This window comes from Acinetobacter sp. UBA3106, from assembly GCA_002365595.1.
Taxonomy (GTDB): Bacteria; Pseudomonadota; Gammaproteobacteria; order Pseudomonadales; family Moraxellaceae; genus Acinetobacter.
In genome coordinates this window covers 22,658-37,282 of sequence record DFAM01000019.1, presented here as the reverse complement: position 1 = coordinate 37,282, position 14,625 = coordinate 22,658, and the positions used below count along the sequence as shown (strand labels likewise).

Genomic DNA, 14,625 nt, shown 5'->3' with positions numbered 1-14,625 from the left:
CTAATAAAAAGCCCCATGGTTAGGGGCTTTTTGTTTGGAAAATAATTTAGCTTTTCTTTTCAGCCTTTGAAGGATTTTTAGCTTGTTCAGTCATCATTTTATTCACTACAGCTAAAGATTCTTTAGCTTGCGGGATATTTTCTTTTGCTAAGGCTTCAAAAATCTTTTTCGCTTCAGGCAAGTTTTGCGGAACAATTTTACCGTTTGCAAACATGTTGCCCACAGCCATTAAAGCGGGAATATAGCCTTTTTGTGCCAGATCCTGAATAGTCTTTAAGCCCTGTTTAATCGGCTCTTCATTTTTGGTTTTAAAACCTTGGCTGATGTCATATAAGGCCTTGGCATGCATGGCCTGATAGTTGCCTTTATTGATCAGCGGATTTAATTTTTGCAAAGCCAATTTATCAGAGGCAGGTGTGCCTTCAGCAAACAATAATACCGCCAAATCTACACTGGCATCATCAAAATTTTGCTTAGAAGCTTTTTCTAAATACTGTTTGGCTTTTTTAGTGTCTTGAGGAAGACCTAAAGTACCGGTCATATAGTTTTTACCTAAGACATAGTTGGCTACGGGATAACCTTTATTAGCCGACTCTTCATACAGCTTAATGGCTTTTTTCTCGTCTTTGGTTGTACCTTGACCGGTTTGGGTCAGATAAGCCAAATTATAAAGTGCCTGTGCATTCCCTGTTTTGGTTAATTTATCCAGTTCTTCATAAGCACCTTTCATATTGTTTGCTTTAACCAGTGCTTCTACTTTGGCAAATGCAGGATCAACTGAAGTGGTTGCCATTTCTGCCATTGCGAAATTTGAAGACAAAGCAATAAGGCTGGCAAGTATAATTTTTTTCATATTTAAAACCTTTTTATAAACATACACATAATTCCATTTATGTGTTTAAAAATGGATGTGGAACACTTCATACAACATCATAAATTTATTTATCTGAATGTAAATACATGATGTGTACATTGCAATAAGATTTCATAGATATTTACATAATCCCTACTGGATAAATTTTGGGCTGACTATCTTAAATCAGCCTTAAGCAATTGAAGGGCTTTGTAGATGTATTGTTGAGCGCTTTAAAGTTTAAAAAACAGGCAGACACAAGATCGGATAAAAATGTGGCGTAGCGAAACGGCACTTTGTTTTTATGCCAATCTTTGTTTAAATCACGGTTGAATCAATGTGTGAGTAGATGAATGTTCATCAAAGGTATTAAACGGGCATATGATCAGATTAATCGGGATGAAAGTATTCCAGATGAAGATAAATTTGATGCATTGTTGATGAGATTAGGCAAAAACTTTTTGGTGAGCAAAGAAGACCGTGTTTATATTTTTGAACATGAGGGAAAGACTGCGCGTATTGATGCAAAACATGCACGTGCATTCCATTTTAAAGAGTATGTCATTAAAGACATGAACAAACTTTTTCACGATTTTAATTTGTGATTAAAAAAGCCTCCGCTTCGGGAGGCTTTTTTTAATGGGATTGCTCAACTGCAATATTATTGTGGACGCGCCACATCACCATTTAAGGCTTCAGGTAAATCTAGAACTTGTAATCCCAGCTCTTCAAGCGCAGCAGGTTTTGCAACTACAAGAGCTTTATAACCGCCATTAACAGCAATGCTATTGACCACTTCAACATCATTGTTCAGTTTGCTTGCAGCAGCCGGAGCATCACCTGTACCTTGCACCAGATGCAACCAGTGTTTCGGTTTGGCCTTGAACCAAAGACGCGCAATAATTTCCTGACCTAAATAGCAGCCCTTGTCATAATGCACGCCTTCACGCTGATGCAAACGCAGTTCCTGCGGCTGGAATTCTTGTGAAGTTGTCGTTTCAATCCAGGCCTGACCGACTTCAATCGCTTGAAGTTGCCACGCTGCGATATCTGTTTCAGTGGCAGCAAAGTCAGTGCTATCGCCATTTAGCGTAGGGAACACTGGACCGACTTGTTCCAGTTTCATTTTTGAAAAAGCGCCGAACTTTTTAATGTGCTTGGCAAATTCTTCGGCTTGGTCGTTAGTGACCACAATTTCAAAACTTTCCGGATTGATTTTTTTCAGCCATAAACCAAACAGAATACGTCCTTTTAAGCTACAGATCGCGGTATAGCGAGTCAGGTTTTCGGCTAATGCTTCCGCATTTAAAGTCACTTGGCCCTGAAGAAATTTTTGCGCATCCACACCATTTAAAGTGAATAATGTAAAAGCAGTAGACGTTGACATGACTAGCCTCTGGTTATATTTCACAAATCATTAATACAGATATTTTGCAGCATGCCGGGCAGATAGGCAAACAAAAAGCCCATATTGCTATAGGCTTGCAGTATTAAAAGAGAAGGGCTTAATTTTAGTGATGAGCCGGTGGTGGAGTACTACAATCAAACTTGTCACCACAATGGAAGTGATGGGTGAGCAGGATGTGACGGATTGGATGGCGGCGCTGGGTTGGATGGTTGCGATGAGTTGGCTGAATGTTGAGTTCCATAGCAACTGGATCTCAAGACTGCCAAACCCGTAGTGATGATTCCAATAAGGGTGATCTGCAACATTTTATTTCACCTTCTTTCATTATTTTTGTGATGAGATTTTTTTATCGGACAATATCTAAATTCTGAAAAATGGCTTGATTATATGAGAGTCTCACTCACTAAAACATAAGAAAATTATAAAATATTTAGTAAATATAATAAGTTATAGTGAAGGTTTATGTAATTTATAATGCTTAAACTTTGCTGGATGAGTGTTTGGAAAAACGTAATTTATTAATTGATGGCAAGCGCCCATAACCTCAACATAATTAGAACAGTAGGAGGTTGTTTTTTATTCGCTTATGCGCATCTAATACTAAAGAATGAGGCATATTTCCTGCTATTTTTCTAAAAAAAGCGCGATTAGAGCAAATATCCCAAAGATTATGTAACAATATATTACTAAAACACCTATTTTTATATATAAGTCTATGAAATATAAAAGATTTGGGAAATGGGTTTTCGGCAGTGTACTATGCCGTTGAAATGATTGTGACTCGTTAACAACAATTACGTAGTAAAGAAAAATGATTCAAGAGGCAGGTAAGCTATGAACAACAACTACCATAAACCGCTGCAGGGTACCCAGCTCGAATATTATGACGTACGTCAAGCTGTAGAAGATATTCAGCCAGGCGCATATGCAAAACTTCCCTATACTTCAAAAGTGCTTGCCGAGCAGCTGGTACGCCGTTGCGATCCTGCCATTTTGGAACAGTCTTTAAAGCAGCTGATTGAGCGTAAGCAAGAGCATGATTTTCCTTGGTATCCGGCACGTGTGGTGTGTCATGACATTTTGGGACAAACGGCACTGGTGGATCTTGCCGGTTTGCGTGATGCCATTGCCGACCAGGGTGGTGACCCGTCTAAAGTCAATCCGGTTGTTCCAACTCAGCTGATTGTCGACCATTCATTGGCGGTGGAATACGGCGGTTTTGATCCAGATGCATTTGAGAAAAACCGTGCCGTGGAAGACCGTCGTAATGAAGACCGTTTCCACTTTATTGAATGGACCAAAACTGCGTTTGAAAATGTCGATGTGATTCCTGCGGGCAACGGCATCATGCACCAGATCAACCTGGAGAAAATGTCTCCGGTAATTCAAAACCGTGATGGTCTGGCATATCCCGACACTTGCGTAGGAACAGACTCGCATACCCCACATACCGATGCATTAGGCGTGATCTCCATTGGTGTAGGTGGTTTGGAAGCTGAAAACGTCATGCTGGGCCGTGCATCGTGGATGCGTCTGCCAGATATTATCGGTGTGGAATTAGTTGGTCAGCGCAAGCCAGGCATTACCGCAACCGATATCGTCTTGGCATTGACTGAATTCCTGCGTAAAGAGCGTGTGGTAGGGGCTTATCTGGAATTCTTTGGTGAAGGTGCTGACAGCATGTCAGTCGGTGATCGTGCCACGATTTCTAATATGACCCCGGAATATGGCGCAACCGCGGCGATGTTCTATATCGACCAGAACACCATTGATTATCTAACCTTAACCGGCCGTGAGCCTGAGCAAGTCAAACTGGTCGAAACTTATGCCAAAGAAATTGGTCTTTGGGCATCAGACATGACACAGGCGGAATATCCACGCGTACTGCGTTTTGACCTGTCGACTGTAACTCGTAATATTGCCGGGCCATCGAATCCGCATGCACGCGTATCAACAAGCGATTTAAAAGAAAAAGGCATTGCAGGTAATTTAGAAGCAGCTCGCGCGCAAGAAGCAGAAGGCTTAATGCCAGATGGCGCAGTGATTATCGCGGCCATTACCTCTTGTACCAACACTTCCAACCCGCGTAATACCGTGGCGGCAGGTTTGTTGGCACGTAAAGCCAATGAATTGGGCTTGGTGCGTAAGCCTTGGGTGAAATCATCTTTTGCACCGGGTTCTAAAGCGGCTGCCTTGTATTTGGAAGAAGCAGGCGTATTGCACGATCTGGAAAAACTCGGTTTTGGTATTGTGGCTTATGCATGTACGACTTGTAACGGTATGTCGGGTGCGCTAGATCCAAAAATTCAGCAAGAAATTATTGACCGTGACCTGTACGCTACTGCGGTACTTTCAGGTAACCGTAACTTTGATGGCCGTATCCATCCTTATGCAAAACAGGCGTTCCTGGCATCTCCACCGTTAGTCGTGGCTTATGCAATTGCCGGTACCATCCGTTTTGATATCGAAAAAGATTCACTGGGCAACGATAAAGAGGGCAACCCGATTTACTTAAAAGACATCTGGCCATCGGATGAAGAAATCGATGCACTGGTAAAAGTGTCGGTGAAGCCGGAACAGTTCAAGAAAGTCTACATTCCAATGTTTGATTTGGGCGAGCGAGAAAAATCGGTAAGCCCATTGTATGACTGGCGTCCGCAAAGTACGTATATCCGCCGTCCGCCATATTGGGAAGGGGCATTGGCTGCGCCGCGTACTTTAAGCAATATGCGCCCGCTTGCGATTTTAGGTGACAACATCACCACCGACCATTTATCGCCATCGAATGCGATTGTGCTGGATAGTGCATCTGGTGAATATTTGGCGAAAATGGGCGTACCCGAGGAAGACTTCAACTCTTACGCAACCCATCGCGGTGACCACTTAACTGCACAGCGTGCGACTTTGGCGAATCCGAAGTTGTATAACGAAATGGTGGTGCGTTCTGACGGAACGATTAAACAAGGTTCTAAAGCGCGTGTGGAGCCGGAAGGTGAAGTGATGCGTATGTGGGAAGCAATTGAAACCTACATGAACCGCAAACAGCCATTAATCATCATTGCAGGTAAAGACTATGGTCAGGGTTCTAGCCGTGACTGGGCTGCGAAAGGTGTGCGTTTAGCTGGTGTTGAAGCAATTGTGGCAGAAGGTTTCGAGCGTATTCACCGTACCAATTTGGTTGGTATGGGCGTATTGCCGCTTGAGTTTAAACCGGGCACAGACCGTAAAACCTTGAAGTTGGATGGTACAGAGCTGTATAGCGTGATTGGTAATATTGCGCCACGTTCGACTTTAACTTTAGTGATTGAGCGTTCGACTGATGATGGTAAGAATCAGATTATTGAAGTTCCTGTAACCTGCCGTTTGGATACCGAAGAAGAAGTACATGTGTATGAAGCGGGTGGTGTATTACAACGCTTTGCACAGGATTTCTTGGAAGGGAATGTGGCTTGATAATTTAGTCTGAAAGTTATTGATATTGTTTGAAAAATACCCTACTTTCGAGTGGGGGTTTTTAATTGGTTTGAGTTAAATATGAATAATGCTATTACGAAAAAAGATCGAGAATTTATTCTTGAAGTGAGTAAAGAGTTTTTTGCAAAGGAGGATATTGTTAGAAAATTAAATGATTTTTATGAATTTAAAGTCAAAGGTTGGGAAATTTGGCTTCAGGTAGAATATTATTTGTTTTTAACAAATCACTCAAAAGTAAAAAAAGTAGATAGAGAAATTCGTTGTCCATTAGATGGCAGAAAAAGTAAAATAAAACGATCAGCAGTGCTAGATTTTATGATTCATCAAAAACAAAAAACTTCATCTATACCATTAGAAATTAAACAGGATATTAGTCCTACTTCTTGTCTAAGAAATATGGTAAATGATGTGAAAAAATTTGAAAATATTAGGTATTCAGGATTAGATACCTCACGTTCTTTATGGTGTCTGGGTATACATTTAGGGCCAGTTAATGAAGCAAAAATTGAAAATTGTGTATATGACGTAACCACCCAACATATAGAGAATACGGAATACTTTTTTACTTTAATTTAAAAAATTATTAGCTGTAATATTTAAAATGCGGCATTTAGCATAAGATTTTTTAGAAGGTTCTATTGTTTAAGGGTTTAAGCTAAAGTTATTGATATTGTTTGAAAAAAACCCTACTTTAGAGTGGGGTTTTATTTTATAGTAATATTATGAGTAACAAATTTATTAATTGGCACAAAGAAAATAAAAAAATATTAGTAATGGCATGTTATGGAACATTAGTATTAGTAGTTTTCTTTGTTTTTATATCCTTTCAGAAAGAAATTTGGAATAAAGAGATAAATGAGATAGGGGATGCTTTATCTGGAATGATTGGTAGTTTAGGATTTATTTGGTTAATTATTACTGTCTTACTGCAAAATCAAGACCTCAATAATCAAATAAAAGAGTTACGCGAAAGTAAAGTTGCATTAGCATCGCAAGCAAAATCATTAGAGTCAGCGGAAATATATACAGCTTTAGAATATATTGATGCAAAACTTCCTTCATTTGATGGGAGATTAGCTCAAATTAAAGAAGTCATTAATAATGAAATAAAATCATTTTTGGAAAAATTTCCTTCTGATCGAAGAGCTAATATTAATTTTAAACCTGATTTAGATATTTGTGAAATTTGGGGATATTTTGTAATTGAAGAAAAGTTAGAAGGTATTCCATTAGTATATAGTGATGAATATGTCAAAGATACATTTTCATATGATGCCTATTTGATATTAGAAACTATTAAAAGGAATATGGGGTATATGATCAACTTTCTAGATAGTTTAACTGTAAATGCAAGAGATGATTTAGCTCATATATTAAAGGATCATATACACAGTTACGAACAGCATCATTCTGTGGAGTGGTATAGAGAATGGCATAAAATATTAGTTGGTATTGAGCATCCTATTAGAAGAGTAATTGCAAAAAATAATTTAGCGCCATCTATGATTGCAAATTTATTTATAAAAGGATTCATTGATAAAGAGAATTTAACAGATTCATAAAACCAAAATTATGATTTCGCCCAAACGACATCATCATTTACAAAAATGGACAATCACTATTCATCACAATTAAGATATAGTTAGTTCACCATTTCTAAAACCCATGGAGAACAAAAATGGTTACTGCTGGCGAAAAACCCGGAACAGGCTTCTATTTTTGTGTCAAATGCGGACACCGCGTCTACTTAGAAATTGGTACTGATCGTTTACCACCGTGTACCAAATGCCTTGGCAATCAATTCAACAATAAAATTGCGATTGCCTAAGCAGCACCCATAAAACAGTTATCCTCTGTTTTGAACAAAAGCCCTATTCATCCATAGGGCTTTTTTGTATCTATAATAATATGTGAAAGCATAAAGTTTTATTATTTCAATGGTATATTGATTTTAAATAATAATTCTATAGTTTGTATGAATGAAAAAAGATCTTGAGCGAATTTTACAAATAGCTTTTAAAAATGCAAAACAAAAATGTAATTCAGAGGAAAGTTGTCAGCTTGAAATGATTGAACGCAAAAAACATAATGATCGAAGTAAACAATGGATTGCACATTTATCTGCCCAGTTATTACAGCTTACGAAAGAATCCAATAAGACTAATAATCAAGAATTTTGTGCTTTTTATCGCAACAATGCGAATCTTGAAGATCGTAAAATATTTGGTCTAAACGAATTTTTATTTGATATTGTAATCGCGCTGATGATTGAATTCGAACCAGCACATAAGAAAGCTAAATTTAAAGCTATTAGCAATGCAAAATGGCTTGTAGAAAGTGAATTTCAAACAGGTACATCTAGACCACTTCTATTAGATATAAATAAACTTGCGCTAGGAACAGCTGAAAATAAGCTCTTCATTATGAGCAATAGTGATAAAAGCGTCATGAAGAGCTGGGTAATCGATACAATTAAAAAACTCATGCATGATGGAAAGGCAAACGTTTTTTTAGCTGTTGTGCCTCATCCTAGGGATTGGACAAACAAAGATATAATTGAGGTTGAGCAGATCGTTTAGTGTTTTATATTGATCATCAATGAGTTAAAAAAGCCCTATTCATCCATAGGGCTTTTTTGTTACTTTCATTTTAGAGCGCCCACATAAATTCAACTCAGAAAAGGAAATGCGCATGGAAACAATCTTGGGATTATGTATCGGCATTGGCCTTAGCGCTGCCTGTGGTTTTCGCGTATTTGTACCTTTGCTGGTGATGAGTATCGCATCCCTTATGGGCTGGTTTGAACCGATGCAAGGTTTTGAATGGCTAGCCATGCCTGCGGTGTGTTTGGCACTTGGTATAGCAACCGTATGTGAAATTGCAGCCTATTATATTCCATGGGTCGACAATGTTTTGGACACGGTGTCTACGCCTGCCGCCTTGATTGCAGGCACGCTAGCGACTATGGCCACCAGCAGTGGGGAAATGTCGCAATTTGCCAATTGGGCGGCAGCGATTATTGTCGGTGGCGGTACCGCAAGTGCAGTTCAATTAAGCACGGTGGCTGTTCGTGGTATTTCTACTGCAACGACAGGTGGAATCGCCAATCCTGTGGTATCTACAGGGGAGTGGATCGGTGCGTTGCTACTATCTGTTTTGTCATTGATTGTTCCTATATTGGTGGTGATTGTTGGCTTGATTGCATTGGTTTGGGTAGTGCGTTGGCTACGTGAAAAGAAGCAAAATAATATAGGCAGTTCCCCCTTATAAATTTTCCTTTCCTGGGTGTTCCTGAGGTAATTTTTTGAAAATATTTTTAAAAATGAATCGCTAAAATTTGTTTTAAAAATGGTTGATTTTTACTCAATAAAAGCATAATTATATTATGGAATTAAATCCATAATTTTTATATTGGTTTATTAATGGTTTCGACTTTATAAAAATTATTCGGGGAACTATCAATGATCAAATTTATTGTAGATGAACAACCTGCAGCTAAAGGCATACATCATATACACAATGCCACACTGGGCTGCGAAGACCTGCCAAAAAGCGATGACCAGATTTTGATTGGCTATTTCGCAAATTTCGAGCTCGCTTATAAACGCGCAAGAATGAACTGGCCAACAGAAAAGGTGGAAGGTTGCAGTAAATGCTGTACGGAATAACTCAAAGCCAAACTGTAAAAACTCTGCCGGATTGGTGGAGTTTTTTATTGGGTTGCTTATTGATCTGACCGTTGAAAATGAAGATTTTAATCAAGCATAAAGTTTTGCATAAATATCGGAAGATACAGCTGTTTTGCATCCGACAGAATTCAACGTTTAAGAATTCCCATAAGGTCCCATTACGCTAGAATTTTATCATTAAAAATGATTGAAAATTAACCAATAAACCTCCATCTAAAACACTAGATTCAATGTATTTGGGACAGTGCAATTGCAACATTATCTTGATCTGAACCACGACTCTGGTGTGGCCAATTACGAGATTGGTAACGAGTTTATTCGTGTCCAATTCAAGAAAACCTCGAAAGTCTATACTTACAGCTATAGCAGTGCCGGTTATCAGCATGTCGAAAACATGAAACAGCTGGCCGAGTATGGCGATGGTTTAAATGCCTATATCAATCATAATGTTAAACAGTTGTATGTTCGATAAATGGCTGGGAATTTAGCTGTAGTTTTTGATTAAACTTGGTTGATGAGTTAAGCAAAAATGGTTTAGCTTTTTTGGCTAGATGTGATTCGGCAGCCTTATTTTTAAGCCTGGCATACTGTTGCCTTAAAATAAGTCTAAAAAGATTAAGGGAATTAATTTAAAACTAAGCTTTGCCTGCCAAAATAATGATCAGCTGTAAGCGTCCATTTGAGCTTGGAAATCATCATCACTTCGCAGCTATTGCATCATCGATTAAACAGAGGGTATGGGGTATGAATGGAAGAACAGAATGTCAAACATGCATGGTCTGCAAGAAAAGCTTTCCTAAAAAAAGCCTAGTCCCGATCGGAACCATTCGTAAAGTCATTACAGAGGAAATCGCCAAGGATTTTCCAGGATGGTCAGCTGGCGAATTTATCTGCCAAGCCGATTTAACCAAATATCGTATGCAGTATGTGCAGTCCATATTGAAATCTGAACAAGGTGAAGTCACTGATCTGGAATATGAAGTGTTGAACAGTATGCAACAACATGAGCTGATCAGTAAAAATATAGAGAATAAGCTTGATCAGAATTGGACTTTTGGAGAAAAACTGGCCGATAAAATTGCAAGTTTCGGCGGTAGCTGGACCTTTTTGATCTGCTTTGCCATTTTCTTGGCCCTGTGGATTTTGGTCAATACTGTGGTAATGGTGAAACATCCTGCCGACCCATATCCATTTATTTTATTGAATTTAATGTTGTCCTGTCTGGCAGCCATTCAAGCGCCGGTCATCATGATGAGCCAAAACCGACAGGAAGCCAAAGACCGTTTGCGTTCGCAAAATGATTATCAGGTCAACTTAAAAGCTGAACTGGAAATTCGACATTTACATGAAAAACTCGATCATCTTTTAATGCATCAGTGGGATCGTCTGGCAAAAATTCAGGAAATACAACTGGATTTACTGTCGGAAATGACCAAGAAAAAATAGCAGTCGATGAACGTAGCTAATTTTCAATACTGCAATCCAGGAGTGCGGAGAAAAAATTGCAATCTAGGCGGCTTTAACGCAATAAAAAGCAATCTTTTGTCTTAAATTGGGAAATATTTTTATAAATTTAGATTAAGCGGGAAAAAATTCTGAAAATGATCAAAATTAAAATATCTTCGGAAATTAATCCCGCAGCAGATTGGCTATTCTATATCTCAAGGGTGATAGGGATCGAAAAGAGTAGCTTGCTGCCAGTTGCGTATAACGCCAGTGTAGTACTTACCCACAAGGTCTTGATTCGGCTTAGGACGCTATAGATTACCAATTTATAGGCACAGGGTTATAACTTACAAAGTTATAATGGTTGAAGTAAACCATAGATGTTTTCCCTCATCCCCTTAAAAAATTCTCCGGTAAATAAAGCTATAAAAAAATTATTAAAGATCAAATCGATTATATTGAAATTACATTCAAAAAACCTGATACAAATCAGTTGTTCATTTTAGTTTATTAAATCTGCTAATTTAGAAATCATAAGCAAGCACCCAGGCGGTCAATAAAAATGTCGAATTATGATTTTTGGAGTCGTTTTTTTCTTTGTTCCTTACTTATTAATTACATCATATTAATGATCTGGTTTTTGGTCTTTATTTTTGCCCGTCAATGGATGAAACAGGTGCATGGCAAATGGTTCCAACTTTCCGATCCCACTTTTGATGCCATTCATTATGCAGGCATGGCAGTATATAAAATTGGTATTTTATTGCTGAATGTGGTGCCGTTTCTGGCCCTCTATCTCATCCACACGTCCTGAGCCGGATCGAATAATTTAAAAAACAGCGTATATGGCTAGATCATCTTTAAACAGCAGTTTTTAAGTGGATAAAAACACGACAAGCCGAATAGAAAAACAAGCAAAAAAGGAGTTGGGGGAGCATGAATCAATTCAAACCTGCACTGATTTTAGGTGTTTTTATTTGTTTAGGGATGATTATTGCAGGATGGATTCTAGGCAGTAGTGCGGTCAAAATTAAACAATATGAACGTATAGTTTCGGTCAAAGGGTTATCTGAACGTGAGGTGAAAGCCGATGTGGCGGTATGGCCGATTCGTTTTAGCTCGGCCAGTCAGGACCTGACCCAGCTCTATGACACGATGGAAATACACACCCAGCAAATTCAGGCATTTTTAAAAGCCGAGGGTTTTACTGCGCAGGAAATTACCACGGCAGCTCCAGTCACGACCGATAAATACGCGCAGCAATATGGCGGCGATGCCAATGTGGCACTGCGTTATACTGCACATCAAACCATTACTGTCTATACTCATAAAATAGATGCAGTCAGGGCTGCACAAAGTCGTATGGTGGCCTTGGGTAAAAAGGGCATTGCCTTTGGCGGAGATGATGCGGGTCAGCGCACCGAATATTTATTTACCAAGTTAAATGATATTAAACCGGCCATGATTGAGCAGGCGACGCAAAATGCCCGCAGTGTGGCAGAAAAATTTGCTGCAGATTCTAAAAGCCGTTTAGGAAAAATCAAGGCGGCCAATCAGGGGCTGTTTAGTATTGAAGATCGCGACAGTAATACGCCGTATTTAAAGAAAGTTCGTGTGGTGTCCACAGTAGACTATTATCTCGCCGATTAAACCGAGCAAAAAAATACAGGCAGGCATAGGATTTAATTTGAAGACAAATTCCAGTAATCCTGTTTTTTATGCAATAAAAAATCTTTATTTTAAGCGGGAAGATAAAAAATTCTTTTCATCCTGCATTTAAAGAAAATAATTTCCAGAATTAATAAAAAATTAAAAAACTGAGGAAATTAATCCCGGCCGTCTTTAACTAATATATGTCTCAAGGGTGTGATAAGGGATCGAAAAGAGCAGATTGCTGCCAGTTACGTACAACGTCAGTGCAGTACTTACCCACAAGGTCTCGATTCGGCTTAGGACGCTATAGATCACAAGTTTATAGGCTATAAGATCATGACTTACAAAGCATGATAGTTGAAGTAAACCACAATGTTTTCCCTAACCCCCTAAAAAATTTTTCCAAACAATAAAAAATAACAATTCTTTTTCTTTTCCTTTATTTAATCTGCATCAAATTTTATTCAACTAAATGTGCATTGCATCATTAAAATTATACTTATCAATTGATATAAATTAATTTTCCATCAACAAACAAAATAGTCGGCTGAAAAAACTCTTGCTAGAATAAAATTCAAGTATTTTAAATGAGCCAATAACAATGAAAAAATACGAATTGGAAATTCGTCATCCGCAGCACTTGAGTGAGCAGGATGCTGAAGCTTTAGGATTATTTGAAAGTTCAGAAATATTAAGCCAATTCGATGCAATTAACTGGCGTCGCCAACTGGTTTCGCAGCTGGAAATGAACGGGGCCATTACCAGCTTTACCGTAACCGATAGTGATACCCAGCAATGCCTGCGCCTTAGCCTGAATGCCTATTCGGCTTCCGATCAGCTGGCATTTAAACTGGACAGTGATATTGAAATTATCACCCCGCAAAAGGATTTTTTTGGCCTCATCACTTTAAAAAACAAGGATTATGTGGCTTTTACACAGCTCAGTCTGGATCAGGCCAGAGCATACCTAAACCATTTTTTAAATGGCCAGTTAGACATCCTGAAAGACAGCTATAAAACCACGCTGGAAAAACCCGGTCAGCCATAATTTTAGCGCGACCTAGCAGCATTGACAGCTGTAACAGAGATTGTTATTTTGCGCCCATTCTCCCAGATGCCGTATTGTGCCATGCCCATCAACGACAACTTCGTGTATATGCCGCCTCAGGAACCGCTCGCTATTGTCTATGAAGATGAAGACCTGGTGGTCATTGAGAAACCGGCCGGGTTGTTGTCCGTTCCGGGACGTTTGCCTGAACACCATGACAGTGCTTATTGTCGTGTATTGGAACAGTACCCGCATGCCAAAATTACCCACCGTTTAGATATGGCAACCTCGGGTATTTTGATGTTTGCCAAACACCGTGAAGCAGAAGTGGCTGTCAGTAAAATGTTTCAGGCGCGTACGGTACAAAAAAACTATATTGCGCTGGTTCAAGGCAAACTCGAAGCCGAGGGCAGGGTTGACGTACCCTTAATTACCGACTGGGAAAACCGGCCTCGTCAGATTGTGCATTTTGAGTTGGGAAAACCTGCCCAGACCCTGTATCAGGCTTTGCAATATTCTGAAACGGACGATATCACCCGGGTACTGCTGACCCCGATTACCGGGCGTTCACATCAGCTGCGGGTACATATGCAATATATCGGACATCCGATTACCGGTGACAAGCTCTATCATCCCGCACCGCAGCAAAGCCCGTTAAAGCGTATGGCTTTACATGCCAGTTATCTGGCTTTTAAACAGCCTTTAACTGGAGCAGAGGTTGAAATTAAGGTCACAGTACCTTTTTAATCTGGGCATTTAAATTTAATTTTTTTGATTTTTCCTTAATTTTAATAATAAGTTACATATATGGTGTGGTGAATCTCTTCTTCTTGTTAGCCAACTGATTTATGATGATGGAAATCTTAAAATAATAAAAAAATGCGATCATTCGCACCCAATATCCCTTTTTCTAGTGATTGATAAACAACCTAATAATAACTACTTTGTCACATTTCTTTTGGAAAATAATAATAATGATTTATCTATATATCCTAACCACCATGGTTTTGGTGGGATTGCTGTATCAGGCCATCATTCGAATAAGAAACAAACA

The 14,625-nt window shown here is 39.0% G+C and carries 16 protein-coding genes; 14 read left to right on the top strand and 2 right to left on the bottom strand.

Annotated elements, in window-relative coordinates:
* Positions 1-46 precede the first annotated feature (46 nt).
* Positions 47-853, bottom strand: a complete 807-nt coding sequence (locus tag B4C48_RS11560; RefSeq protein WP_291356633.1) for a tetratricopeptide repeat protein — start codon at positions 851-853, stop codon at positions 47-49.
* A 353-nt stretch (positions 854-1,206) separates the two neighbouring features.
* Here B4C48_RS11560 and B4C48_RS11555 point away from each other — a divergent pair, with 353 nt between their 5' ends.
* Positions 1,207-1,458: a hypothetical protein gene (locus B4C48_RS11555; RefSeq protein WP_131290079.1), complete on the top strand. Its 252-nt coding sequence runs from the start codon at positions 1,207-1,209 to the stop codon at positions 1,456-1,458.
* A gap of 56 nt (positions 1,459-1,514) precedes the next feature.
* Here the strand turns inward: B4C48_RS11555 and B4C48_RS11550 are convergent, their stop codons facing one another.
* Positions 1,515-2,240 (bottom strand): YgfZ/GcvT domain-containing protein, encoded by a 726-nt coding sequence (locus B4C48_RS11550; RefSeq protein ID WP_291356631.1) that lies wholly within the window; start codon positions 2,238-2,240, stop codon positions 1,515-1,517.
* Between the two features lie 855 nt (positions 2,241-3,095).
* On the opposite strand from B4C48_RS11550, the gene acnD reads away from it, so the two are divergent.
* The 13 genes from acnD (at position 3,096) to B4C48_RS11485 (ending at position 14,318) form a co-directional block, all read left to right on the top strand.
* Positions 3,096-5,714, top strand: coding sequence for a Fe/S-dependent 2-methylisocitrate dehydratase AcnD (acnD, locus tag B4C48_RS11545; RefSeq protein ID WP_291356629.1), 2,619 nt, complete (start codon positions 3,096-3,098; stop codon positions 5,712-5,714).
* A gap of 81 nt (positions 5,715-5,795) precedes the next feature.
* Positions 5,796-6,311 (top strand): hypothetical protein, encoded by a 516-nt coding sequence (locus tag B4C48_RS11540; protein WP_291356627.1) that lies wholly within the window; start codon positions 5,796-5,798, stop codon positions 6,309-6,311.
* A gap of 146 nt (positions 6,312-6,457) precedes the next feature.
* Complete coding sequence (locus B4C48_RS11535) at positions 6,458-7,297, top strand: hypothetical protein (protein WP_291356625.1); 840 nt, start codon at positions 6,458-6,460, stop codon at positions 7,295-7,297.
* A gap of 116 nt (positions 7,298-7,413) precedes the next feature.
* On the top strand, positions 7,414-7,563 hold the full coding sequence (locus B4C48_RS11530; RefSeq protein ID WP_291356623.1) for a zinc ribbon-containing protein: 150 nt from the start codon (positions 7,414-7,416) through the stop codon (positions 7,561-7,563).
* Positions 7,564-7,714: 151 nt separating this feature from the next.
* Positions 7,715-8,314 carry a hypothetical protein gene (locus tag B4C48_RS11525; RefSeq protein WP_291356621.1) on the top strand — a complete coding sequence of 200 codons (600 nt, stop codon included), beginning with the start codon at positions 7,715-7,717 and terminating at the stop codon, positions 8,312-8,314.
* Positions 8,315-8,426: 112 nt separating this feature from the next.
* Complete coding sequence (locus B4C48_RS11520) at positions 8,427-9,005, top strand: DUF4126 domain-containing protein (protein WP_291356619.1); 579 nt, start codon at positions 8,427-8,429, stop codon at positions 9,003-9,005.
* Positions 9,006-9,196: 191 nt separating this feature from the next.
* Positions 9,197-9,403, top strand: a complete 207-nt coding sequence (locus B4C48_RS11515; RefSeq protein WP_291356618.1) for a hypothetical protein — start codon at positions 9,197-9,199, stop codon at positions 9,401-9,403.
* Positions 9,404-9,674: 271 nt separating this feature from the next.
* The gene (locus B4C48_RS11510; protein ID WP_291356616.1) at positions 9,675-9,896 is read left to right on the top strand and encodes a hypothetical protein; all 222 of its coding nucleotides are present in this window, start codon (positions 9,675-9,677) and stop codon (positions 9,894-9,896) included.
* A 272-nt stretch (positions 9,897-10,168) separates the two neighbouring features.
* Positions 10,169-10,870: a DUF1003 domain-containing protein gene (locus B4C48_RS11505; RefSeq protein WP_291356614.1), complete on the top strand. Its 702-nt coding sequence runs from the start codon at positions 10,169-10,171 to the stop codon at positions 10,868-10,870.
* 562 nt (positions 10,871-11,432) lie between these two features.
* Positions 11,433-11,684 (top strand): DUF6868 family protein, encoded by a 252-nt coding sequence (locus B4C48_RS11500; protein ID WP_291356612.1) that lies wholly within the window; start codon positions 11,433-11,435, stop codon positions 11,682-11,684.
* Positions 11,685-11,806: 122 nt separating this feature from the next.
* Positions 11,807-12,520 carry an SIMPL domain-containing protein gene (locus B4C48_RS11495; RefSeq protein WP_291356610.1) on the top strand — a complete coding sequence of 238 codons (714 nt, stop codon included), beginning with the start codon at positions 11,807-11,809 and terminating at the stop codon, positions 12,518-12,520.
* 604 nt (positions 12,521-13,124) lie between these two features.
* The gene (locus B4C48_RS11490) at positions 13,125-13,571 is read left to right on the top strand and encodes a hypothetical protein (protein WP_291356608.1); all 447 of its coding nucleotides are present in this window, start codon (positions 13,125-13,127) and stop codon (positions 13,569-13,571) included.
* A gap of 81 nt (positions 13,572-13,652) precedes the next feature.
* The gene (locus B4C48_RS11485; protein ID WP_291356728.1) at positions 13,653-14,318 is read left to right on the top strand and encodes an RluA family pseudouridine synthase; all 666 of its coding nucleotides are present in this window, start codon (positions 13,653-13,655) and stop codon (positions 14,316-14,318) included.
* The last annotated feature ends 307 nt before the right edge of the window (positions 14,319-14,625 follow it).